The 24557-nt window shown below is 44.0% G+C and carries 23 protein-coding genes; all 23 read right to left on the minus strand.

The annotated features are described in order from the left end of the window. Positions 1–68: 68 nt before the first annotated feature. The 23 genes from GSF08_RS00170 to GSF08_RS00280 all read right to left on the minus strand — a co-directional run bounded on the left by GSF08_RS00170 (position 69) and on the right by GSF08_RS00280 (position 24483). Positions 69–1022: an eIF2B alpha/beta/delta subunit family protein gene (locus tag GSF08_RS00170; RefSeq protein ID WP_160623856.1), complete on the minus strand. Its 954-nt coding sequence runs from the start codon at positions 1020–1022 to the stop codon at positions 69–71. Between the two features lie 16 nt (positions 1023–1038). Next, entirely contained in the window at positions 1039–2424 is a 1386-nt protein-coding gene (locus tag GSF08_RS00175; protein ID WP_160623857.1) for a PTS transporter subunit EIIC, read from the minus strand. A 12-nt stretch (positions 2425–2436) separates the two neighbouring features. Next, on the minus strand, positions 2437–3294 hold the full coding sequence (locus GSF08_RS00180; RefSeq protein WP_160623858.1) for a PRD domain-containing protein: 858 nt from the start codon (positions 3292–3294) through the stop codon (positions 2437–2439). Between the two features lie 17 nt (positions 3295–3311). After that, on the minus strand, positions 3312–3806 hold the full coding sequence (locus tag GSF08_RS00185; protein WP_160623859.1) for a PTS sugar transporter subunit IIA: 495 nt from the start codon (positions 3804–3806) through the stop codon (positions 3312–3314). 182 nt (positions 3807–3988) lie between these two features. Further along, positions 3989–4636, minus strand: a complete 648-nt coding sequence (locus tag GSF08_RS00190; protein WP_160623860.1) for a CBS and ACT domain-containing protein — start codon at positions 4634–4636, stop codon at positions 3989–3991. 4 nt (positions 4637–4640) lie between these two features. Next, on the minus strand, positions 4641–5345 hold the full coding sequence (locus tag GSF08_RS00195; protein ID WP_160623861.1) for an ABC transporter ATP-binding protein: 705 nt from the start codon (positions 5343–5345) through the stop codon (positions 4641–4643). A 2-nt stretch (positions 5346–5347) separates the two neighbouring features. Further along, a complete protein-coding gene (locus GSF08_RS00200) occupies positions 5348–6124 on the minus strand; it encodes an ABC transporter ATP-binding protein (protein ID WP_160623862.1) in 777 nt (258 codons plus the stop codon). Position 6125: 1 nt separating this feature from the next. Beyond that, positions 6126–7082, minus strand: coding sequence for a branched-chain amino acid ABC transporter permease (locus GSF08_RS00205; protein ID WP_160623863.1), 957 nt, complete (start codon positions 7080–7082; stop codon positions 6126–6128). Positions 7083–7091: 9 nt separating this feature from the next. Next, entirely contained in the window at positions 7092–7979 is an 888-nt protein-coding gene (locus GSF08_RS00210) for a branched-chain amino acid ABC transporter permease (protein ID WP_160623864.1), read from the minus strand. Positions 7980–8069: 90 nt separating this feature from the next. Further along, complete coding sequence (locus GSF08_RS00215) at positions 8070–9227, minus strand: ABC transporter substrate-binding protein (RefSeq protein WP_160623865.1); 1158 nt, start codon at positions 9225–9227, stop codon at positions 8070–8072. 242 nt (positions 9228–9469) lie between these two features. After that, positions 9470–10477 carry a diguanylate cyclase domain-containing protein gene (locus GSF08_RS00220; RefSeq protein WP_160623866.1) on the minus strand — a complete coding sequence of 336 codons (1008 nt, stop codon included), beginning with the start codon at positions 10475–10477 and terminating at the stop codon, positions 9470–9472. Positions 10478–10604: 127 nt separating this feature from the next. Then, positions 10605–11348 carry a triose-phosphate isomerase gene (gene tpiA / locus GSF08_RS00225; RefSeq protein WP_160623867.1) on the minus strand — a complete coding sequence of 248 codons (744 nt, stop codon included), beginning with the start codon at positions 11346–11348 and terminating at the stop codon, positions 10605–10607. A 2-nt stretch (positions 11349–11350) separates the two neighbouring features. Next, on the minus strand, positions 11351–12529 hold the full coding sequence (locus GSF08_RS00230) for a phosphoglycerate kinase (protein WP_160623868.1): 1179 nt from the start codon (positions 12527–12529) through the stop codon (positions 11351–11353). A 127-nt stretch (positions 12530–12656) separates the two neighbouring features. Then, positions 12657–14171: an IMP dehydrogenase gene (locus tag GSF08_RS00235; protein WP_160623869.1), complete on the minus strand. Its 1515-nt coding sequence runs from the start codon at positions 14169–14171 to the stop codon at positions 12657–12659. A 235-nt stretch (positions 14172–14406) separates the two neighbouring features. Then, positions 14407–15084 (minus strand): LptM family lipoprotein, encoded by a 678-nt coding sequence (locus GSF08_RS00240; RefSeq protein WP_160623870.1) that lies wholly within the window; start codon positions 15082–15084, stop codon positions 14407–14409. Positions 15085–15125: 41 nt separating this feature from the next. Continuing rightward, positions 15126–16568: a glycogen synthase GlgA gene (glgA, locus tag GSF08_RS00245; RefSeq protein WP_160624670.1), complete on the minus strand. Its 1443-nt coding sequence runs from the start codon at positions 16566–16568 to the stop codon at positions 15126–15128. Next, positions 16565–17680 carry a glucose-1-phosphate adenylyltransferase subunit GlgD gene (gene glgD / locus GSF08_RS00250; protein WP_160623871.1) on the minus strand — a complete coding sequence of 372 codons (1116 nt, stop codon included), beginning with the start codon at positions 17678–17680 and terminating at the stop codon, positions 16565–16567. The genes glgA and glgD overlap by 4 nt, the downstream gene beginning before the upstream one ends. 10 nt (positions 17681–17690) lie before the next feature. Then, entirely contained in the window at positions 17691–18821 is a 1131-nt protein-coding gene (locus GSF08_RS00255) for a glucose-1-phosphate adenylyltransferase (RefSeq protein WP_160623872.1), read from the minus strand. 190 nt (positions 18822–19011) lie between these two features. After that, on the minus strand, positions 19012–20265 hold the full coding sequence (locus GSF08_RS00260) for a hypothetical protein (RefSeq protein WP_160623873.1): 1254 nt from the start codon (positions 20263–20265) through the stop codon (positions 19012–19014). A gap of 325 nt (positions 20266–20590) precedes the next feature. Continuing rightward, complete coding sequence (pta, locus tag GSF08_RS00265) at positions 20591–21556, minus strand: phosphate acetyltransferase (protein ID WP_160623874.1); 966 nt, start codon at positions 21554–21556, stop codon at positions 20591–20593. An 87-nt stretch (positions 21557–21643) separates the two neighbouring features. After that, complete coding sequence (locus GSF08_RS00270) at positions 21644–22465, minus strand: folate family ECF transporter S component (RefSeq protein WP_160623875.1); 822 nt, start codon at positions 22463–22465, stop codon at positions 21644–21646. Between the two features lie 111 nt (positions 22466–22576). Continuing rightward, complete coding sequence (locus GSF08_RS00275) at positions 22577–23833, minus strand: bifunctional folylpolyglutamate synthase/dihydrofolate synthase (protein ID WP_160623876.1); 1257 nt, start codon at positions 23831–23833, stop codon at positions 22577–22579. Continuing rightward, positions 23830–24483, minus strand: coding sequence for a uracil-DNA glycosylase (locus GSF08_RS00280; protein ID WP_160623877.1), 654 nt, complete (start codon positions 24481–24483; stop codon positions 23830–23832). The genes GSF08_RS00275 and GSF08_RS00280 overlap by 4 nt, the downstream gene beginning before the upstream one ends. Positions 24484–24557 lie beyond the last annotated feature (74 nt).

The raw sequence follows: 24557 nt of genomic DNA on the forward strand, positions 1-24557 counted from the left end.
ACACCTGCTGAAGCTGATGCGGACTCACAAAAAAACCCGTTATCCAAAAGGGTAACGGGGCCAAACATCTAGCACTCCAATAAATCACATTCTAGTTTCTCCCAATAGCTGATCATTGCGCCGGGCGCGATACACCCAAATTCACAGATAATAGAGTCTACATCACGTGCCGGCGTTAAATCAAAAAACTGATTGATGACATCAATACCCTCCAGCGACTCAAAATCGTCCGGCAGGATAATTTCCTTTTCTGTACGCCGCTCCAGCATAACTGGGTAACCCTGAGCGGTGCGCAGATCGAGCTTATATAACTCACTGGCGATGTAAACCGGTTTTTTGCATACCTTTGCCAGCTTACTGATCATAGCCGTTCCCATCTTATTTGCCACGTCTCCATTCACACAGAGTGAATCTGCTCCCATAACGATGAAATCAGCTCTTGGCATGAATTCATATACAGCCGCATCGGTAATATAAATTACTGGAACCTGTAATTTCTGAAGCAGGCGAACTGCCACACGAGATTCACGCAGCGGTCTGGACTCCGTGCAGATCACGGTAAACTTACGGCCGGCCTGCGCTGCCTGAATAAAGATACCCATCAGCGTACTGCTGTAACTGTGCATCAATATAGTTTGTCCGTCCTGAATCAAATTCGCTCCATATCCAGCAAGCTTATCTACTGCCTCAAAGGAATAATCAATGATGCGGTCAGCCAGCTCGATAACTGCGTGCTTTAGGGTTTCAATATCCTCATGCCGCTTTTGTTCAAGAACCTTTTGTACCAGATACCAGGTATTATAAATAGTTGCCATGGTTGGTTTCAAGTCAATCATTTGCTTTGCTACATCATCATAGCGCTGAAACAATACATCCTTATCCTGAATGTCTTCCTGTTCGGAGACCAGTTTAAATGCCCATGCAGCTGCTCGTCCAAATGGACTGCCACCCTTTACGTTCATATTGCGAATTTCACGAATAACATGATCCGCTGAAGTAAATGTAAGATCTTCTACTTTCATTCTCTTTCCTCCTATGTTATGCAATGCTTTCATCAATTCCCATTAACCAAGTAAGGATAAAGGTAATCAGTGCGCCAACTCCGCAGCCGATCAGCAATCCGGTAAAGCCAGCTCCCAGATAAGCAGGAATTGTATAAAGACTGAAGGCGACTGCCGCTGTAGTGCCTGCTAAAGATGCTCCGGTGATCGCCCCACCGACCGCACCGCCGATACATACCGCAATAAATGGTTTCTTATATTTCAGGTTAACACCGTACATTACCGGTTCTATTACGCTTCCGGCAAAAAACGAAGTAAGTGACAGCGTTAAAGCATTCTTCTTAATTTCCGGATTCTTAGCCTTTAATCCGACCGCCAAACCAGCCGCAACCTGACAAATCAGACTCGGCGCATGTGTCATGATGACCGTATCGCGGCCATAACGGGCAATATTAGGAACTGAAACAAGACCCAGAATAGCAATATGCATGCCGAAGATAATCAAAATCTGCCATGTGCCGCCGATCAGTGCACCGGCTACGATTGGTGAAAATTCATAGAGTTTGGTAAAGATGGAAGCAAAGAGATTTCCGCCCCATACGCCGATCGGCCCAATTGCGACAATCAGCAGCGGCGCGATAATCAATGTGGATAAGAATGGGACGAAAATACTGCGCAGCGCTGAGGGAATCACTCTGCGCAGCCCCAGCTCCAATTTCGATAATAAGTAAATTGATAGGATAGCCGGCAGAACTGAACTACCATAGTAGACGTCTGTTACCGGAATACCCAAAAATGAGACCTTAGCGCCATTCGCAAACAGTGAGGTAAAGGCAGGATTTACAAGCAAGCCAACGATGACCAGCGATACTGCCATGTTTGTGCGAAATTTTTTAGCTGCCGACCATCCGATGATAATCGGAAAAAAGGCATACAGCGTATCTGAAATCACATTGAATATCTGAATGGTGCTGTTGTCCTCCGGAACCTTAAATACAACCGTACAAAGTACTGCCAAAGTCTTGATAAATCCACAGGCAAGCATCGCCGGTATGATTGGGGTCACAATACCGGAGATGGTTTCTACCAGCTTGCCCAGCCAAGAGCGATGCGTTGTATCGGATTTCGCATCCAAATTTTCATCAATCACTTCTTCATTGATATGTGCGACATTACCGCAGAGCTTTACGGTCTCATCAAATACATCATCGACAATCCCGCCCAGCACGATTTGATACTGTCCGCCTATCAGGATAACCTTCATGACCCCATTCAGCTTCTGAAGCTCCTCCAGCTGTACCAGCGATTCATTTTTCACAACGATACGAAGCCGAGTCATGCAGTGAGCCACATCCTTGATATTGTCACTGCTGCCCAGCAGGCGAATGATTTCCTGCGCAAGCGCGCTTTTGTTTAAAGCCATTGCTTTCTCCTTTCACTCCCCATAAGAATCCTTTTTTAACAGCATTGGTACAATGTGCATCGTAAGATATCCCATTTCTTCATAGGATGTATCTACTTGATAGTGTTCCAGCAGAAATTCCCGGATACGTTCTGCACAGCCCCACTCGTACTGATAATGATCTTGGATTACTTCGTATAGTTTCACCTCACTTTCATCGCTATGAAGCTCTCCTTTCAGCACCCTGCTGAGAAAATACTTTAAATGTGTCAGAAATCGGATATAATAAACCGACTGCTCATCGATCTCGATTGAAAAGTAACCCTTTACCAAATCGGTCAATTCCTTTAATATCATGGTCATTTTTTTATTGAGTGAATGTCCCAACGGTGACATCGCATTAATAAAATGAAAAGCGATAAAGGAGGCTTCATTATCATCAAAGGTCACATGAAGCTCTCGATTCAGCAGTCGTACAGCTTCTAAAGCTGTCTCATATTCCTGCGGATAGAATTGTCGAATTTCACCGGCCAAGGGATTTTCGATATATTCATTTGCTTCCAGCCGCTGTCTGGAAAAGGCAATATGGTCAAGCAGAGTAAGGAACAGCTGATCCTTGAAGTCATGCTTTAAACGAAGTGAAGCCAGCTTTACTACCTGATCGACCGCTTGAATTGTTTCAAAAGAAATGGATTGGATCAATGCTTCCATATAATTGGACTTTTTTTCCATCACAAATACTTTTTCAATCAACCGCTCATCAATCACAAACCGACGGTTTTTCACACAACGCACACCGATGCCTTTGCCCAACAGCACAGCTTCCTCATCGTTTTGGTCGAGCCCTACGACCGCATTGTTATTGATTACTCTGACATATGTGTAGCGCATGAAATTCGCCTGCCTCTCTATTTACGAGCAAGGGTCATCACCGTCTGTCCGCTTTCACAGTCCTGTTCCCGTATCTTTATTTGATACGATTCAGAATTTAAAATAATGACATAGACATCCGGCGCATAGCCTGCCTTTTTAATCATTGGAAAGTCAATTTCCGCAAGCTTATCTCCTGCCTCGATTAAATCTCCTGCCGAAACTGTGGTATGAATAAAACGACCGTTCAGATTCACCGTATCAATCCCGAAATGAAGCAAAAGCTCCACACCCTCCTCACTGACGATGCCAAGCGCATGACCGGTGGGAAAGGCCGATTTAACCACTCCACTCACCGGTGCGAAGATTTTCTTGCTTTTGGGATAAATGAAGCAGCCATGTCCTAATAAGCCGCTTCGAAACATCTCATCCTGCGATTCCCCCAGCGGCAGCACCGTACCGTCACAGGGAGCTAACACCTGTATCAAGTCTTGTGTCTTGTCCTTCTTTTTTGCTTTCATCCAATTTATCATTCGGTATACCTCCCGTGAAATAGAAAAGGCCCAAAACGTTTAAAAAACGTTTTGAGCCTTGCCTTATTACATCAATAAGTAACAAACTCAGGAATACAAATTCATTCCGTATTTACATAATAATTGTAATCGTTTACAAGCAATTTGTCAATTCCTGATATTTTACCAATTTATGACAATCCCTAATTCGGATTTTTAGTGATATTTAATACCTCGTAGCCGCTTTGCTTCAAATCAGCTTCCAGAGCATCGGTATTAAAACTATCGATTCTAAAAATTAATTCGGCCATGCCATTTTCGCTGTGATAGACACCGACATGTGTGATATTGATAGCATTGCGTACAAATACCTGTGACAATTCACCGATCGCTCCCAGCTTATCCTTCACCTTGATACAAACCCGGCTGCCGCGCTCGCGATATCCCAGAATATCCAAAAAAGCCGCAAATACATCATTCTGAGTCAGAATGCCAACTACCTCCTGATAATCATTAACAACCGGCAAGCATCCGATATCATGCTTTTCCATCAGCAGCGCCGCATCTTCCAGAAAGCGATTCTCGTGAATCGTGATCACATCCCGAATCATAATTGCATCCACACTGGTTTTTGACAACAAATAATTCAATTCGAAAATACTCAAGCTGGTTGCTTTGCTGGGACCCTTTTTCGCAATCTGCCCCTCCGTGACAAGCCCTGCCAGCTTACCGTTTTGAATAACCGGAATGCGATGCAGATTTTTTTCGCTCATCAGATCGACTACTTCGGATATTTTACTGTTGATATCGATACAGATCGGATTTCTGGTCATTTGATCTCTTACATACATGAGTTTATCCTCCTAAATACGCTTTTTGAATATCTTTGCTGGAAGCTAGTTCTTCTCCACTCCCGGATAGAACAATGCTTCCGGTTTCCATAACATAGGCACGGTCTGCGATTGAAAGTGCCATACGGGCATTTTGTTCTACCAGCAAAACCGTTGTACCCTGCTTCTTAATGTCCTTGATGATCGAAAAAATCTCCCTTACCAAAATCGGCGCCAATCCCATAGAAGGCTCATCCAGCAGCAGCAGCTTCGGCCGTGACATCAAGGCCCTGCCCATCGCCAGCATCTGCTGTTCACCACCGCTCAAAGTAGCCGCATCCTGTTTGCTTCTAGCCTCCAAGATTGGAAAGCGTTCATAGACCATTTTCAAATCTTGGCGGATCCCTTCCTTATCTTTTCGCAGATAAGCTCCCATCTCCAGATTTTCAAGTACGGTTAAACCGGGAAATATGCGCCTTCCTTCCGGTACGTGTGAAATTCCCCGTTTTACAATATCCTGTGCGCTTTTCCGATGCAGATTCTCTTCCATAAATGTAATAGAACCGCTTTTGATTTTTTCGATACCGGAAATTGCTTTTAACGTCGAGCTCTTGCCCGCTCCGTTTGCCCCGATCAGGGTTACGATCTCTCCTTCGTTAACCTCCATGGTGATGCCCTTCAAAGCGCGGATGACGCCGTAGTTCAATTCCAGATTGTCAATCTTCAGCATCACTACACCTCCTCACCCAGATAAGAATCGATAACCTTCTGGTTTACCGCAATTTCCGACGGTGTTCCCTTTGCTATCATTTTTCCGTAATCCAGCACATAAATCCGCTCACACAAATTCATGACTAATGACATATCATGCTCAATCAGCACAATGCTGATTTGAAATCGCTCTTTGATAAAGCGAATCAATTCAGTCAGCTCCGCGGTTTCTTGAGGATTCATACCGGCTGCCGGTTCATCCAGAAACAACAGCTTGGGGTTGGTAGCCAGAGCGCGGGCAATCTCCAGTCGGCGCTGCTCTCCATAGGGAAGGTTATCCGCCAGCTCTCCGCTTTTCTGATCCAGTTTCATAATGGAAAGCAATTCCCGAGCCTGCTTTTCCATACGGGCTTCTTCCTGATAAAATTTAGGGGTTCGAAAGATCGCCTGGGCAAGATGATAGTGAACATCTTTATGCATCGCGATCTTTACATTTTCCAATACGCTTAGTCCCTTAAACAGCCGAATGTTTTGAAAAGTTCTCGCGATTCCCATAGCTGTTACTTTATAGGGCTTCATTCCGCCGATACTGACTTCATGATCACCATTGTTTAAAAGAATCGTCCCTCCACTTGGTTCATAAACCCCGGTAAGCATATTGAACAGCGTTGTTTTGCCGGCACCGTTGGGACCGATCAAACCGACCAGTTCATTTGATGCCACTTCCATGCTGATATTGGAATTTGCACACAATCCCCCAAAATTCTTAGTTAAATTTTTGACGGTGAGAAGTGCCATATCATTCAGCCCCCTTTGTCTTTTTCTTCCATATGTCGGTGATTTCTTTATTCCCAAACAAACCGCGGGGGCGCAGAATCATCACCAGCACCAGAATCAGCGCGTACAGGATCATCCGAATTTCCGAGTAATCCTGTAAAAACGTATTCATGACAGCGATAAAAATACCGCCTACAACCGTACCGCTGAGCGAACCCATCCCCCCCAGCACAACGATGACCAATACATCGATCGATTTGGTAAAACCGAAATCCCCCGGTTTGATAAAGAAATTCATCGGTCCGAAATACGCTCCCGCTACTGCCGCTAGACTCGCTCCGATCAAGAAAGCAACGGTTTTGTATTTCGTCGTATTGATACCCATCGCCTCTGCCGCAATTTCATCTTCACGCACGGAAACAGTAGCTCGGCCATGTGATGACTTTACATAATTGACGATCAATAAAATAGCCAGCATAATCGTGATCACCATCATAATGAACATCCCCTGATCGTTGATTCCTTCAAAGGATAAATAACTCAGGCCGCTGGCTCCGCCGGTAATATCTAAGTTTTGAATCACAATGCGGATAATTTCGGAAAAGCCCAATGTTGCGATAGCCAGATAATCTCCGCGCAAGCGAAAGGTTGGAATCGCGATGATCAACGCTACCGCACATGTAATAACGATTCCCAACGCAGTACCTAAGGCAAAACCGTAGATTGTCGCATTGCTTTGAAAGATGATGCCCACACTGTATGCACCGATGGCAATAAAGCCGGCATGCCCAAGCGAAAACTGACCGCTGACCCCGATGATCAGATTCAGCCCGAGCGCTCCGATGATATAATAGCACGCGGTAATAAACGTTTTCTGCCATTTCGGCGGAATCAACCCAAACATTACTGATAACAGAATAACCGAAACAACAAGGATGAGCAGTGCAGTGATGTTTTTTCTTGAAAAGGATTGTTTCATGTCAAACACCTACACTTTCTCTTTTTTATTTTTACCGAGCAAGCCTGCCGGTTTCACAACCAAAATAATAATCAAAAGACCATATACGATGGCATCCTGCCAAAGTGAGGAGATATAACCTGATGCAAAGGTTTGGATGACGCCGATTGACAAGCCGCCGAACATCGCTCCGGGAATAATGCCGATGCCTCCGAAAACTGCCGCAATAAATGCTTTTAATCCCGGAATCATACCCATTAACGGTTCAACGATATTATAATGAAGGCCAATTAGAACGCCTGCTGCGCCGGCGAGTGCGCTTCCAAGCGCAAATGTAAAGGAAATGGTATGATCAACATTGATGCCCATCAATCTCGCCGCATCCGGATCTGTTGAAACCGCCCGCATTGCTTTTCCCATCTTCGTACAATTAACGATATAGGTTAGCAGAAGCATTAAGATGATCGTTGTGACAACAATGATCATCGTCGATAACGTAAACGTAATTTCTCCGATATGAAAAACGGTATTTTCAAACGGAGCTGTCAGCGTACGGCGCTCTGCTCCGAAGAAATACACCATGACATACTCTAAGAAATAGGAAACCCCCATTGCCGTAATCAAAGCGGTGATCCGTGAAGCATTGCGAAGCGGTTTATAGGCCACCTTTTCAATCAGCATCCCGATTAGTGCACAGCCGCCCATTGCCAGCACCAGCGCAAGGATAAAGCCGCCGTATCCTCCGGCGATATATTTAAACGAAAAATATCCGATAAAAGCTCCCAGCATATAAATATCACCATGGGCAAAGTTGATCAATTTGATAATCCCGTAAACCATCGTGTATCCAAGTGCGACAAGAGCGAAAACACTGCCAATGGAAAGACCGTTTACTAATTGCTGAATAAACTGTACCATTGCATTCTCTCCCTTCCTCATTAATTAAAAATGAAACAAATAGGCGAAATCGACTTTCACCTATTTGTGCATCATCTTATCATGATCTATTTATTTAACTTCCGCAGCGCTCACCTGTTCACCATTTTTCAGTTCAACAACCGTGATCACCTTATCGGGTGTATGATCCTTTTTCATCGTGAAGGAACCGGTAACACCACTGAATTTTGCCTTGGTATCACCCAATGCCTTATTGACTGTTTCCGGTGTTACATCCTTACCTGCACGCTTGATAACATCTGCGGCATAGTACGCAAGATCATAACCCAATGCTTCAAAGCATCCCGGTTCCTTGTCATAAGCTGCCTGATACTTTTTCACAAAATCTTTTACTTTCTGATTTTCACCGACCTTGGAGAAATGAGTTGAGAAGAATACATTATTTAAATTGGCATTCCCCGCCTGTTTGATAAAGTTTTCAGAATCAAAACCATCCGGTCCAAGAATCATAGCGTCGATTCCCATTTCGCGTGCCTGTTTTACAAGCGGCCCGGCCTCCTGATAGTAACCGGGTACGAACATAACATCAAAGCTCTCAGATTTCAAACTAGTAAGAATACTCTTAAAATCGGTATCGCCGGTTTGATAGCTTTTGCTTGCGACAATCGTTCCGGAGCCGTCCGCGAATTCCTTTTTAAAGGATTCCGCAAGGCCTTTTGCATAATCAGAGCCGCTGTCAGAAACGATAACTGCCCTTTTCGCATCTTTAGACAGCGCGAATTTCGCCAGCGCCTCTCCCTGATAGTTATCGGAATAACAGATTTTATAACCGTATTTAGTAACGGAGCCGTCTTTATTTTCCGTAACGTTATTCGCTGTTGCCGATGCGGAAATTACCGGTATTTTGTTTTTGTTGGCGACATTAATCGCCGCGCTTGTATTTCCCGAAGTGGCAGGCCCCAGCACCATAACGACTTCATCCTCGGTCATCAGCTTGGTTGTAACGGTTCCGACTTCCGTAATTTCTGACTTATTATCAGCAACGACCAGCTCCAGCTTCTTGCCGTTGACGCCGCCCTTCTTATTGATTTCTTTAATTGCCAGCTTAATGCCGTTTACATGAGCTTTCCCGTAATCAGCTACCCCGCCGGTTTGCTCATAATCCACGCCGATTTTAATGGTTTTTGAATCATCCCCCGATCCACCGCATCCGGCCAGTACAGTCAATGCCATACATCCGGCTGCCATCATTTTCATGTGCTTCCTCATATGTCTTCTCTCCTTTTCCCTTATTCATATCTTGTCTATCTCTCGTGTACAAGTATATTGACAATAGTATAAACTTATTTACAGCCTTTTTCAACACCTTTTCACATCTTTTACATATTTTTCACCATTTTCATTCAGTTTCATTCACACACTTTCACATAATAATCGAGCTCTTACATTAGGATATCTATCATAATCAAGATTTTGACAAGGTAAATTAAAAAAGTGCCGCTAAGCAGCACCTATGAATCTTGATAAAAGTGTATAGCACCCTTACGGTGATTTTTAACTTGATATAAGGCTCGATCAGCACAATTCCAAAGGGTGTCGAAATTACATCCATGCTTAGGATAGCTGGTAACTCCCATACTGACACCCCCGATGTCGTCTACCCCTAACTGCTTTTTATACACATCCCATCGCGCTTGAAATTGGGTTGCTCGATCATAGATAACCGCATCATCCGGCTCCTTGGAAAACGGCATATACAGGATAAATTCATCTCCGCCGATACGGCCGATCACACTGTCCGCAAACGATTCCTTCAGCGTATCCGCCAAGCGCTTCAGCACCACATCTCCGAACGGATGTCCATACCGATCATTTACCAGCTTAAAACTATCCATATCCAACATGACCATAATTCCATGCGGATACTGTTTCATATTCGTTTCCACAGCTTCTTCACAAAAATGCTTGTTGAATACATCCGTTAAGGAATCATATTGTGAGTAATAGATAATCTTCTTGGTCGCTTCCTCCAGTTCAGCTGTCTTGGCTTCTATTTTCTCCTGCAGCAGACGATTGCTTTGTTCCGTGATTTTCTGCGGAAAAAATTCTTCTTCGGACTGATACCGATCGGCTACCGATTGATGAACATGCATAATTTTCCAATCATTATCGTGGATATGCCTCAAAATCATGGTAAAACGAAAATCAAAATCGTAGATGATTCGATCATCGGCATTTTCCCGTGCAGCCATCTCACCGATCACATTGTATATTACTTCACTGAGCGGCGTGGCTTGAATCCATTTTGGCTCCATATGAAAAGTTCCGCTCCAAGAGGTTTCTTCCCTTGCCATAGAGGCCGCAAACTCCTCTGCTGTTCGGCTAATTTCATGAGCACCAGTACCGATTACTGTAAGACGCTCATCCATAACCTCATGCAAAAGATCATATTTATGATTCTCCATGTAGGCTTTCCATACTCCCAGACAAAACTGTTCTGCTGATACCCTGTGATCCATGACATCTCATCATTTCTAGTACAAGTATACAATACCTCAGCCTAGATTGCCAAGGCAGATCCTATATAATTCTGTGCAATGCCACGATGCATAAAAAAACTGCTGATTGCTCAGCAGTTTCAAACATTTATTTTGTCTTATTGATAATTTCCGTGAAGCTGTCCGCTTTTAAAGAAGCGCCGCCAATCAGAGCACCATCAATATCCGGACAAGCCATGTATTCCACGATATTCTCAGGTTTTACCGATCCGCCGTACTGAATACGCACTGCATCTGCCGCTTCCTTGCCATACATCTTTTCAATCTGATCACGAACGATATGACAGCATTTCTGTGCATCTTCCTTGGTAGCAGATTTACCGGTACCGATTGCCCAAATTGGTTCATAGGCAACCACGATACCCTTTACGCAGTCAGGGCACAGATCAGCCAGAGATCCGCTCAGCTGACTGCGGATAACCGTTTCAGTTTCTCCGGCATCGTATTGTGCTTCTGTTTCACCGATACATACGATCGGTGTAATGTCTGCATCAATCAGGCGCTTTGCCTTTTTATTGACGCTTTCATCTGTATCCCCAAACATCTGACGACGTTCAGAATGACCGATAATGCAGTATTTCACGCCGATTTCTTCCAGCATTGGAACACTTACCTCACCAGTGAATGCACCACTATCAGCAAAATGACAATTTTCAGCCGCAATAATTAAATTTTTAGCATGCTTGACAGAATCCTGCAACGCCAGGAAAGATGTACCAACACCATAAGTAGCTCCATCATGACATACCGGGTCAACTGCTTTAATGAAATCTACCGCTTCCGCGATTGTTTTATTCATTTTCCAGTTTCCGACAATAATAGGTTTTCTCATAATTATTTATCCGCGATTACCGCAATACCCGGTAATTCCTTTCCTTCCATGAATTCAAGTGATGCACCGCCGCCGGTAGAAATATGCGAGAATTTCTCCTTAAAGCCCAGCTGAATAGCTGCAGCTGCAGAGTCACCGCCGCCGATAACCGTGGTAGCATCCGGCAGTTCTGAAATTGATTTACAAACTTCCAGGGTACCTTTCGCGAATTTTTCCATTTCAAACACACCCATCGGGCCGTTCCAGATAACTGTTTTCGCACCTTCGAGCTCTTTTTTGAACAATTCGATCGTTTCCGGTCCGATGTCTAATCCCATGTAATCATCCGGGATCTGCCCGCTCTTGCATACCATTGTATTGGCTTCTTCAGAGAAAGCATCAGCACATACATTATCAACCGGAAGAACCAGCTTGTCACCAGCCTTCTTTAAGTATTCCTTCGCAAGCTCAACCTTATCTGCTTCCAGCAGCGATGTACCAACCTTACCGCCTTTAGCTACCATAAAGGTATAAGCCATACCGCCGCCGATCAATACTTTATCGGCAATTTTCAGCAGATTATCAACTACTGCAATCTTATCAGAAACTTTCGCGCCGCCGATAATGGCAACAAAAGGATGTTTCGGATTATTGACAGCAGCATCCAGCATGCTTACTTCTTTTTCAACCAAGAAGCCAACTGCATTTGGCAGAATTGCCGCAATACCTGCGGTAGAAGCATGAGCACGGTGTACGGAACCGAATGCGTCCTCTACGAACAGATCACCTAAGCCAGCCCAATATTTTGCCAACTCTTCATCATTCTTGCTTTCACCCTTTTCATAACGAGTGTTCTGCATCAGAACGATGTCTCCGTCTTTCATATCGGCAACAGCTTTTTCCAATGCTTCACCGCGTGTAACCGGAACGAAGGTAACGTTCGCATCTACCAGTTCAGCTAAGCGTTTACCAACCACATCCATGTTGTTTTTTGCTTTATCCTCATCTGTCTTCACTTTACCAAGGTGAGACATCAGAATCACTTTAGCATGATGCTCTACCAGATAGTTGATGGTAGGCAATGCCTGCACAATACGATTGTCGTTTGTGATGACGCCATCCTTGCGCGGTACGTTAAAGTCCACACGTACAATGACACGCTTTCCGGCAACATCTAAATCTTGAACGGTTCTTTTTGCCATTTTATAATTTCCTCCTTAATGAATCGGTATTATTATAACACTAACCAAAATGTTAGTAAATGTAAAAACAGCGCTATCGACTGGGTTATCAGCATGAAAAAAGAAGGCTTTTTACGCCTTCTGATCATTAATTTACTTTCGCGTCGTACTTGTTATCCTTGACCACTACATCATGAGCACCGCCTTCTACGATACTCGTAGAGGATACCAGTGTGATTTTGGCATTCTTCTGCAGCTCTGGGATGCTTAAAGCACCGCAGTTGCACATTGTATGACGAACCTTGCTCAAGGTCAGATCGACATTATCCTTCAATGCCCCGGCATAAGGTACATAGGAGTCAACCCCTTCTTCAAAGGACAGTTTCCCAGAACCGCCTAAATCATAGCGCTGCCAATTGCGGGCGCGGGCGCTTCCCTCTCCCCAGTATTCTTTCATATAAGTACCGTTGATCGTTACCTTGTTCGTCGGAGATTCTTCAAAGCGGGAGAAATAGCGTCCCAACATGACAAAGTCAGCTCCCATCGCCAGGGCAAGGGTAATGTGATAATCATGGACGATACCGCCGTCACTGCAGATCGGAATATAAATGCCGGTTTCTTTAAAATATTCATCACGGGCTTTCGCTACTTCAATGGTTGCCGTAGCCTGACCGCGCCCGATTCCCTTCTGTTCACGGGTAATACAGATAGAGCCGCCGCCGATGCCGATTTTGATAAAATCCGCTCCAGCTTCTGCCAGAAAACGAAAGCCCTCCGCATCCACGACATTACCGGCTCCTACTTTTACCGTATCTCCGTATTTTTCACGAATCCATTTCAGGGTAATGCGCTGCCATTCACTGAACCCCTCAGATGAATCAATACATAAAATATCCGCTCCTGCTTCTACCAGCGCCGGTACTCGTTTTTCATAGTCACGGGTATTGATGCCAGCACCGACAACATAGCGCTTGTGCTCATCCAGGAGTTCATTTGGATTCTCTTTGTGAGATTCATAATCCTTACGGAATACAAAGCCTGTCAAATGCTGATCAGAATCGATCACCGGCAATGCATTCAGCTTGTATTCCCAGATGATATCGTTTGCTTCACCCAAGGTACAGCCGTCCTTCGCATAAATCAATTTTTCAAACGGCGTCATAAACTCCGTAATTTTTGTTGCAGGATCCATTCTGCTTACACGATAATCACGACTGGTAACAATACCTACCAATTTGCCTTTGGCTGTACCGTCCTTTGTTACCGCCATGGTAGAATGACCGGTACGCTCCTTCATTGCAATCACATCCGCTAAGGTCGCATCAACGGAAATATTAGAATCGCTGGTCACAAATCCCGCTTTTGTCGCTTTCACTCGAGCTACCATCGCAGCTTCATTCTCGATGCTCTGTGATCCGTAAATAAAGGAAACACCGCCTTCACGAGCCAGAGCTGTGGCCATGCGCTCACCGGAAACAGATTGCATGATGGCAGAAACCATCGGTATATTCATCGTGAGTTTTGGCTCTTCCTCCCCTTTGCGGTATTTCACCAAGGGAGTCTTTAACGAAACTTTATCAGGAATGCATTCGCTGGAAGAATATCCAGGTACGAGCAGGTATTCACTGAAAGTGTGAGATGGTTCATCAAAAAAGTACGCCATAATGTAATCTCCTTCTCTAAAAATGTAAATTTTCATACATTATAAAGATTTGCCTGTTCTGTGTCAAGCGTTTATGAAAACGTAATAAAACTATTTATTTACAAGCGTTTTTTCACATAAATTACATTTTTTACAATCTTTTTCACATCATATCCGCTTCCTTGTAAACGGACAAAAATTCATTTTTTTTGATAAAGGAAATATTTGATCTTCATACAGAAAAAAAGAGGTGTGCCTACACCTCCTGATAACCATGATGGAAATTTGCTTTCAGCTGTTCATAAAAATGCTCGTGATCATTCAGAGTACTGAATGTGATGACCATCATATATTTTCCGTATTTTTTACAAAACTGTCGATTATGAACAATTTCTTCCCCCTGCTTCAAATCGGATGTGATGACCAAGTAAGTTTCACCCGCCAACTCCTCCTGATGTGTTCCCTGAATGACCGCCCCCTGCCTTGTCAGTAAATCCCGGGCCGATTCCGCATACTGCTCAACCGTAAATTCCTGATAGTTATTCACAGTGGACAGGTTTTCCAATACAATATTCACACCGCTGCCGCCATCGCTTTGCTTAACGACCATATCCATAATAACACGCTGTTTCAGTATCTCTTTACTCAGCTCTGAACCATTACTGACATCTTCAAGAGTAAGGTTCATCATTTCTGCTAATTGTTCATCATTCGCATGGATAAACCCCTCCGGAAGTTGAAAGGACAGGTTTAAAAATTCATTGGTATAAACGAAATCCACCCATTTACCGCGAATGAAATCATCCTCTTTTGCTTTTTTTTCTTGCTTCTCTGCAGCTTTAGGTTTTTCTGCTTTTTGCTCATCTTCTTTTCCGCATCCTGTCATCGCAAACAGAAAGGCAGTGGCTGTAAGTGCCAGGATTATCTTTTTCATTGGTCTACCCCTTATTTTGAAAATACAGCGTTTCCGCTGTATTATTGTTTGCTTACCTCTTGATACAGCCGCATGTAATGATTAGCGCTGTGTTCCCAGCTAACATCTGTATTCATCGCATTTTGTACCAGCTTTCGCCAATCGTCTTTTTTGTCATAATACAAATGAATTGCATATTCCAGCACTGTCATCATTTCATCACTGTTGTAATTGGTGAAGCTGAAGCCGTTTCCGGTCTTTTCAAATTCATTAAAAGGCTGTACGGTATCCTTCAATCCGCCGGTTTCACGAACCAGCGGAAGGGCACCATAGCGCATTGATATCAGCTGTGAGATACCACATGGCTCAAACAGCGAAGGCATCAAAAACAAGTCGCTCGCCGCATAAACGCGATGTGCCAATTCTTCGTTGTAACCGCGGTAGAATGCAATCTTACCCCGGTTTCCCGCTTCCAGCTGATACATTTTTTCTTCCAATGCCGCCTCACCGCTGCCTAATATCATTATCTGAATCGGCTCCGCGCATAAGCGGCTAAGCTGTTCGATCACCAAATAGAAACCCTTCTGCCACGTCAGACGGGAAACAACTCCCACCATCATGACATCCTTGTTCTCCTGTAAACCCATATCCTTCTGTAAAGCCAGCTTATTTTCTGACTTACCTCGCTTTACATTTACTTTATTAAAATGATAAGGCAGACATGGATCTGTTTTCGGATTCCATTCCTCCAAATCGATACCATTGGTGATGCCCCATAGATCATATTCCCGCAGCCGCAGCACCAGATCCAGATGCTCCCCATACTGCGGAGTCAAAATCTCCTGTGCATAGCTCGGAGAAACTGTTGTCACTTTATCCGCATATAGAATACCGGATTTCATAAAGCTGATTCCTCCATCAAAGCGTACATTTCCGTTGTCGTATACCGACCACGGAAGTCCCAGACAGCTGTCCAGCATTTCCGGACCGAAATTTCCTTGATAAGCCAGATTATGAATCGTATAAACATGGCGAATATGGGCATAACGGTCATCATAATGATGCGTCTCTTTGATCATTGCCGGAATCATACCGGTATGCCAATCATGGCAATGCAGAATATCAGGAAAGTAATCAAGCTGATTCATCATTTCGATTACTGCCTTCTGAAAATACGCAAAACGTTCACCGTCATCCATATATCCATACAGTGCATCTCGCTCGAAATAGCCCTGATGTTCGACGAAATAATACGTAACGCTCTTTACCTGCTGATACCATACGGATACCGGTATCTCGCGATAATTGATCGAAACACTGTATTGTGCTGCCAGATTAAAGTCCTGATGATAATTGCAGGCTATTTTACGATACAGGGGAAGAACGACCCGTACATCATTCCCCTTGGCTGCCAGCTCCTGCGGCAGTGATCCTATAACATCAGCCAAACCGCCGCTCTTAACAAACGGCAGGCCCTCAGCGGCTACGTGCAGAATCCGCATCAGATACGATCCCCACGCTTTACATATGCAGGATGTTCAGCATCTGCGATAAGCTCTTTCACACGGGTAATTTTCGCTTTCTTATCGACAACCGCACCCTCGATATGCACATCCTCGCCAATCATAACCCCGGGCAGAACAACGGAATCCTTGACTACACAACCCTTTTTCAGGGTACAGCCACGGCCGATAACGGAATTTTCAACCGTTCCTTCAATCAGACAGCCATTTGACACAACACTGTGATGCACATCGCTGCATGCATAGTATTGGGTCGGTGCGGAATCATTGGTCCGAGTATAGATCGGCCATTCATCATCAAACAGCGTCATTGCCTTATTGATGTTGATCAGCTCCATATTGGCATGATAATAGCTCTTAAAATCATTGATGGCGACAAAATAACCCCGGTGGGCAACTCCTCGTACATCCAATTCGCTGCATTCATCATTCAGCATATCGCGGAAGCTGTACAGTGAAGAAATATTCGCCGCTTTATTCACCAGACTGATAAACAATTCCTTGCTTAACACATAGGTCTCCAATGAAATATTTCGGGTCTTGTAATTGCCGCGATTACGCTCAATACTCAAAACCCCTTTCTGCTTATTCAGATTCAGTACATCACAGTTAATAAATTCATTGCGTGCATCCTCCACGCTCTGATATACCATGGTAATGTCCGCACCGCTTTCAATATGCTTATTCAGCAGACTGCTGTAGTCCATCGCATAGATCATATAGCTCGGCGCAATAATTACATATGGGTAATTGACCTCTTCAATCGCTGACATATTGGCACGGTACGCTGCTACATCGTGATTATAGAAACTGGAATCAGACAGATTCTCACCATAGAGGATATGCAGCTTTCCTCGTTTTGAATTCAGATTATAGTGACGGCCGGTTCCCAAATGTTCGATAAGCGAACGCGGTTTGCTTTTCACATAGACCTGAATGTGATTGACACCTGAATTTGTCATATTGGAAATTGGAAAATCGATGATGCGGTAACGCCCGAGAAATGAAAACGCTCCTACCGGACGATAGTCCTGCACACCTTCTACATTCACGTTGGATCCTTCGGAATTGATAATACCAAATGCATTACACATACTCATCCACCTACCTTACGTTTTTAGCGACCAGCTCAATCTCATCGCTGTTTGGATCGCCTACGACCGCATTCGGGGCAATTTTCACGCCTTCGGCAACAATCACGCGATTCAGTACGGCTCCGGCTCCGATGACCGCCTCCGGCATGATTACAGAATCATTCACCTTAGCATCCTGATTAATTTTCACATTGGTAAACAAAACGGAATTTGTCACCTCGCCATCGATCACACAGCCCTGATTTACATAGGATCGGATAATTTTACCATGTTCACCGACAAAGTGCGGCATCGCACATACATCTTCCGTATAAATTTTCCAGTTCGGATCACTTAGATCCAATTCATTATTCTTATCCAGCAGATCCATATTCGCTTCCCAGAGTGAATCGATCGTACCTACGTCCTTCCAATAGCCCTTGTACTTCCAGGCATACAGCTTCTTGTTATCCTCCAGCATGGTAGGGATGATATCCTTGCCGAAGTCATGGTTGGAATTTGGATTATCCATATCTGCGATCAGCATCTTTCTCAGCAGCTTCCAGTCAAAGATATAAATTCCCATAGAAGCCAAATTGCTCTTTGGTTTTTCCGGTTTTTCCTCAAATTCAATGATACGGTCTGTCTCATCCGTATTCATAATACCGAATCGGCTGGCCTCCTTCATGGGAACCCCTAGCACGGCAATCGTTGCATCTGCGCCGCATGCCTTATGATGTGCCAGCATTTTGGAATAATCCATTTTGTAAATATGATCACCTGATAAAATTAATACATAATCCGGATCATGGCTATCGATAAAATCGATATTCTGCGAAATCGCATCAGCAGTACCGCGGTAAATATTGAAGTCCGTATCTTCTTTTTCGCGCGGCGGTAATACAAAGACACCGCTGTTTTTCGCGTCCAGTCCCCATCGTGAACCGCCGGCAACATACGAATTCAGCAGCACCGATTCATACTGGGTTAAAACCCCTACAACATTAATGCCAGAATTTGCGCAATTACTCAGTGGAAAATCGATAATACGATATTTACCACCATAGAATACCGCAGGTTTGGCAACCTTTTTGGTCAGAGCCTCCAGACGAGTACCCCGGCCGCCAGCCAGAATCATGGCCAGCATGTTCTCCTGTTTCATAAGCAAAACCCCCTGCTTTTTATAATTTGATTATACTCAATTCAAGAATGAAATACCACTGTTTTGGATATAAAAGTATTATTTATGTATGCGTTTACAGAAATTTCTGTAAATTTCGACATTTCTTAGCAAAACAGCATGTTTTCAGAAAAAGTCAAGAGATTTTTTTAATTTCCTTTCGTCGGTTGAATTACCGGCAGCTGCTTTCAATATGATCCATCAATTTTGCCCATGATTGCTGCGTCTCTATAAATTTTTGATAATGCTTGGCAGCATTTTTACTGTATTTACGAAACTCTGGCAATAAATTGTAGAAATTATCATCCTGAAAGCAAGCGCATATTTTCGGCAGCACCAATTCCAGTATGTGTTGTATTTCCAGTATTTTTTTATCATACCCGCATGCATCCGTAATATAAAGAAGCAGCGGTTTATAGCGTACCCATCCGATACAGGCTTGATAAAATCGGGTTATGATCGCCGAGGATTCTGCGGTTATGGAATTCAAACGAATCGGCAAAACGCCGTCCAGCAGATGACGATATGCAGAAAAGCCATCGTGAAAGGTATAGCAGGGAACTCTCACCACCGAGCGATCCGTCAACAGAGTACTTAAAAAGGTATCCTCACCACGAGCGCCAGGAGGGTTATAAAACGGAAACAACCGTTTTGGTTTGGTAAGATTCAGACAAAGATTTGAACCGGTTATGAATTTACAAGAATGCATCTGCGGTACATCCTGCGGTTTTAAATCAGTTAAGATCTTCGTATCGGCATATGTAACACCTCCGTTTTTCATAATCGTCCGAATCGACTCCCATGTAATAACATCATTGCTGATAGCTTCGATAAACTGACGGAAATCCGTCTGCGATAATGTATTATCAAATGAAATTTGAGGGATCGGTGATATATATCCGCAGTGATATCCGTTTGTGATATCGGCGTGGACAATACTTTTCAAATGCATCGGGATTACATACTGACCGCTCCACAGACAGCTTTCCTTGCTGTTCGTCACCGCTACCGGATATTCATCATCATCCAGAAATAACAAATAATCCATTTGATTCTTTAACGCTGCATATACAATAGCGTTGCGCTTGCCTGCATAGCCGGAAGAAAAAATCAGTTTCATATCTTCTTCCTGTAAATTATCATCATGTATAATGTCCATAGCTGTATGTTTTGCACGTTTTTCATCAATAAAAATAATATCTTCAAAGGAGTCGACGATTTCCTGACTCAAATTCGTGAAATCTGTGGACTGCGCGTTTGAATAAGACAGATCATAAGCAACAAACAGAAACAGCTCGATCTTAGCTGACGGTTGTTCCTTTTTGATAAATTCATTCCAGCTGTATATATACGCTGACATCACTTTCCGAAAAGCTTTTCGTCCCGTCGCAAACCCGATACCCAAACGAATTGTTTCTTGATTCATATTCACTCCTTCTTTCCTGATTCAAAACACTTGTATCAATTTCAGTATAACACTTCTTCATTAGCTTGTACGTTGGTCCTTTGTAAGCACCTAAAGCAAGTCACGCATTCTCATCATATTTCAATGAAAATACTGAAAGCCGCTTACAAAGGTAAAAAATGTGATGCGTACAAATTTCAGCACTTTAAAAGTATCAGCCAATTCATGATGCAGATAAAATACCCAAGCTTTTTAAATAAAACATTTCATCGCGTGCGATGTGAATAAGCGGTCTGCTAAAAAAGGAAAACCGCTATATCATAAGATATAACGGCCTATTAATAATTTACATGGTTGTAGCGATCGCTGTTACAATCGCCATCTGATAGATTTCATCTGAAGTGCAGCCGCGTGATAAGTCATTGATCGGTGCATTCAAGCCCTGCAGAATTGGTCCGATCGCCTCATAGCCGCCCAGCCGCTGAGTAATTTTATAACCGATATTTCCTGCATCGATATTCGGGAAAATAAAGGTGTTCGCTTTACCGCCGATCGGTGACTGCGGCGCCTTCAGCTTACTTACCGTATCGGACACCGCCGCGTCAAACTGAAATTCTCCGTCAAAGGTGAAGTCCACCTTCATATTCTTCAGCCGCTCGGCAGCCTTTCGCATCTTATCTACACTTGGCCCTTTTCCACTTCCCAGCGTTGAATAAGACAACAGAGCCATAATCGGCTCAATGCCGAAGAAACGTGCCGTCCGTGCCGTTTCCAAAGCAATTTCCACGATATCATCCTCACTGGGATCAATATTAATGGAACAGTCTCCCATCACCAGCCGTTCATCACCATTTACCATGATGAAGCAGCTGGAAACAATATTATTATTAGGCTTGGTTTTGATCAGCTGCAGCGCCGGCCGCACCGTGTCCGCAGTGGAATAGGTCGCTCCGCCCAGCAGTCCTTCTGCATAGCCCATCTTTACATACATCGTTCCAAAGTAATTGGTGTGCTCCAGCATATTTTTTGCCGTTGGGGCATCGACTTTACCGCGTCGAAGCTCTACCATCAGATCAATCATTTCATCCAGCTTCTCAAATGTCAGGGGATTAACCAGTTTTACCCCTTCGATATCAAAGCCGTATTCTCTTGCCGCGTTTATGATCTCATCGGGATTACCCAGTAAAATCGGCTGCAGAATTCCTTCCTTCTGCAGTTTGCTGGCTGCTTCCAGCACCCGCGGTTCCGATCCTTCGGGAAGAACAATCCGTACATTCTTTCCTTTGATCTTGCCAATTAATGTGTCCAGCATTCCTTATTTCCTCACTTTCATACTTGTTTATTATACACCCGTTCCAAGCAATAAAAAAGGGGACTTTCCTAGAAAATCCCCTTTAAATTACGCCCCTTTTAAATTTTGATGATTCAAACGCATCATCAGCTTCAAAAGCGGGAAGCCGACCACTACATTCAATGGAATCGTGATGCAGGCTTTTAAGACTCGTATAAATAAAGAAAGCACCCACGGAATGCCATACATGCTCTGCAGCCAGATCGGTGTCAGCATAAACTGTATACTGATTTCAATCATGACAACACTAAGGATCCACACCGCAAATAAATGAGCGTGTTCCGTATGCATCCGCTGTTTCAAAACGTAGAGAATCGTCAGCATAAAGATCATGATCACGATAATCAGCACGATTATACCAAGCTTCAGAGGAGTACTCATCACAATCGTCTGTTTCTCAATCACAACCTGTGACAGAGCGGAGATATATCCGATTGCCAAAACACTGACAGCGGCCAGTACAGTACATACCAATCGCATGACCGTTTTTTCCCGCAGCTTCTGCTGATGCTGATACCAGAGTGCCGGGATCACACAGACTAGGATATTGTTTAATGTGAAGCCGAGAAATGGAAATCCGCTCGGTACTAAAATCACTCCGACAATATCAAACACCAGTCCGGTCAAAAAGGCCCAAGACGGTGACATGAGAATTCCCACCATCATCATGACTGGCTGGGCAAATCCGATTTTCACCGCCGGAAATCCCAGTACCGGTACCATGACTGACAAAAATGAAAGAATCGTTCCGATAATGATCATAAAAGAGGATGTTACAAGCTCCTGAACCCGAAAATGGATCGGATATTTTTTAAAGACATAGATACCAAGGGCAGCGATTACTGCGCCTGCGATTAACTGTTCTATCATACTGTTTCATTGCTACTCAAGTCCTCGGACTGAGAGATTCCTGCTTCTCCGTACTTCACGTACTCCACAGGCGTTAATTCCGGGATGACTCCCGTACATGCTTGACATGTGCTAACGATACTCGCTGAGTAGGCTCTCCTTTCGTTTTTTAAAATAAGCTCTTACTTCTGAAATAAAATACAAGCTTCCGGTAATCACAAAGGTTCCGGGTTGGTTCAATCCGGCTTCAATAGCCTGCCGATAATCAGCGGCGCGCTTGATCGGCAAATCGTTTCCCAATGCTTCCAAGCTGCTGGCACGATAGAAATCAAAGGTGGTCACCGTTACATCAGGCGTTATTGCCAACAATGATCGAATCATATCATCACTTTTTTTGTCACGCAGCGCGGTAAACAGAATATGCACCTGTGGATAATCCTGAAGGGAACGGCATAAGGCATCAATACCCTGCGGATTGTGAGCACCGTCCAGAATTACAGTTGGATGCTGGTGAATTACCTCAAAACGTCCCTTCCAGTTTGCCTGAAGCAGACCCTCCCGAAGCTGTGCTTCGCTCACCTGCACATATGACGCGCCGCGCAGCAGTTGTATCACTTCTATCGCCAGCGATGCGTTGTCCGCCTGATAGCGAGCCGGTCCATACAGAGATATATTCTTGCAATCTCGATAATCAAAATGGATATGCCCATTTTCCAAGCGCACTTTTTTTGGTTCGGCAGTCTGATGAAAGGCGGTGTGCTTTGCATCACATACAGTTTGAAAAACCTTCAAGCATTCCGGCTTTCGCTCAGCCGTTACAAACAGCGAATCCGGTTTGATGATGCCTGCTTTTTGATGAGCGATCGCTTCATAGGTATTGCCGAGCACGGCCATATGGTCCATCCCGATATTGGTGATGACAGATATCAAAGGTGCCTTGATAATATTGGTTGAATCCAACAGCCCGCCCAAGCCGGTTTCCAAAACCATAAAATCCACATGATGATTATGACAATATAAAAAAGCGATTGCCGTGTCAATTTCAAACATGCTGAGTTCCAGCTCGCACCATCGATCGAAATAGCGGTTGAAGTATTCCAAAAGCTCTTCATCATCAATAAATTCATCGTTGATGCGGATGCGATCCTGGTGCTTTTCCAGATAAGGTGACGTAAAGGTTCCCACGGTATATCCTGCGATCTGTAATATCGAGCGCAGATCATTCACGGTACTGCCCTTACCATTGGTACCGGCCACATGAATGATTTTAAGATCATCCTGCGGATCACCGAGCTCATGCATAAAGGTTTGAATCGGCGCTAATCCATGTGACTGATTACATCTTTTCTCAATAACGGCGATCGCCGTCTCCACATCCTTAAACATCATTCATTACTCCAATCAATCGCGGCTAAGCCGTGTTCAACTAAAATCGCATTGGTGCGGGAAAAAGGCCGGCTGCCAAAGAAGCCGTGATACGCTGAAAGCGGTGAGGGATGCGCGCTGCATAAACAGTACTGCATAGGATTGGTAATCTTACACTTTTTACTGATGGCATAGTTTCCCCAAAGAATATAAACAATGGTCTGATCCTGACGATTCAGCATGTCGATCACATGATCAGTAAAGATTTCCCATCCGAATTTTCGATGAGAGCCCGGTTTGCCCTCTTCCACACTCATTACCGCATTCATCATGAGTACTCCCTGATCAGCCCAATGCTGTAAATATCCCTGTTTAGAAACAGGAATTTGAAGATCGGTTTCCCGTTCCTTATAGATATTTCTTAGACTGGGCGGAAGCTTGGTATCAGGTGAAACCGAAAAGCATAATCCATGAGCCTGTCCCGGCTGGTGGTAAGGATCCTGTCCGATTATGACTACCTTCACTTGATCCAGCGGACATGCTTCAAAACAGGAAAACAGCTTTTCTCGAGGCGGATATACACGAGCTGACGCATATGCCTCATCCAGATGCATTATGAGCTTCTGGAAATAATCCTGTCTTTTTTCTTCTTCAAAAAATGTGCTCCAGTTCATGCTTCCACCTCATTTTTTCACGTATATAATACTATCACAGAATCGCTGTATTTACATTAAAATAAACCAGAATA

Origin of the sequence: Copranaerobaculum intestinale, from assembly GCF_009831105.1 — a bacterium.
GTDB classification, from domain to species: Bacteria; Bacillota_I; Bacilli_A; order Erysipelotrichales; family Erysipelotrichaceae; genus Copranaerobaculum; species Copranaerobaculum intestinale.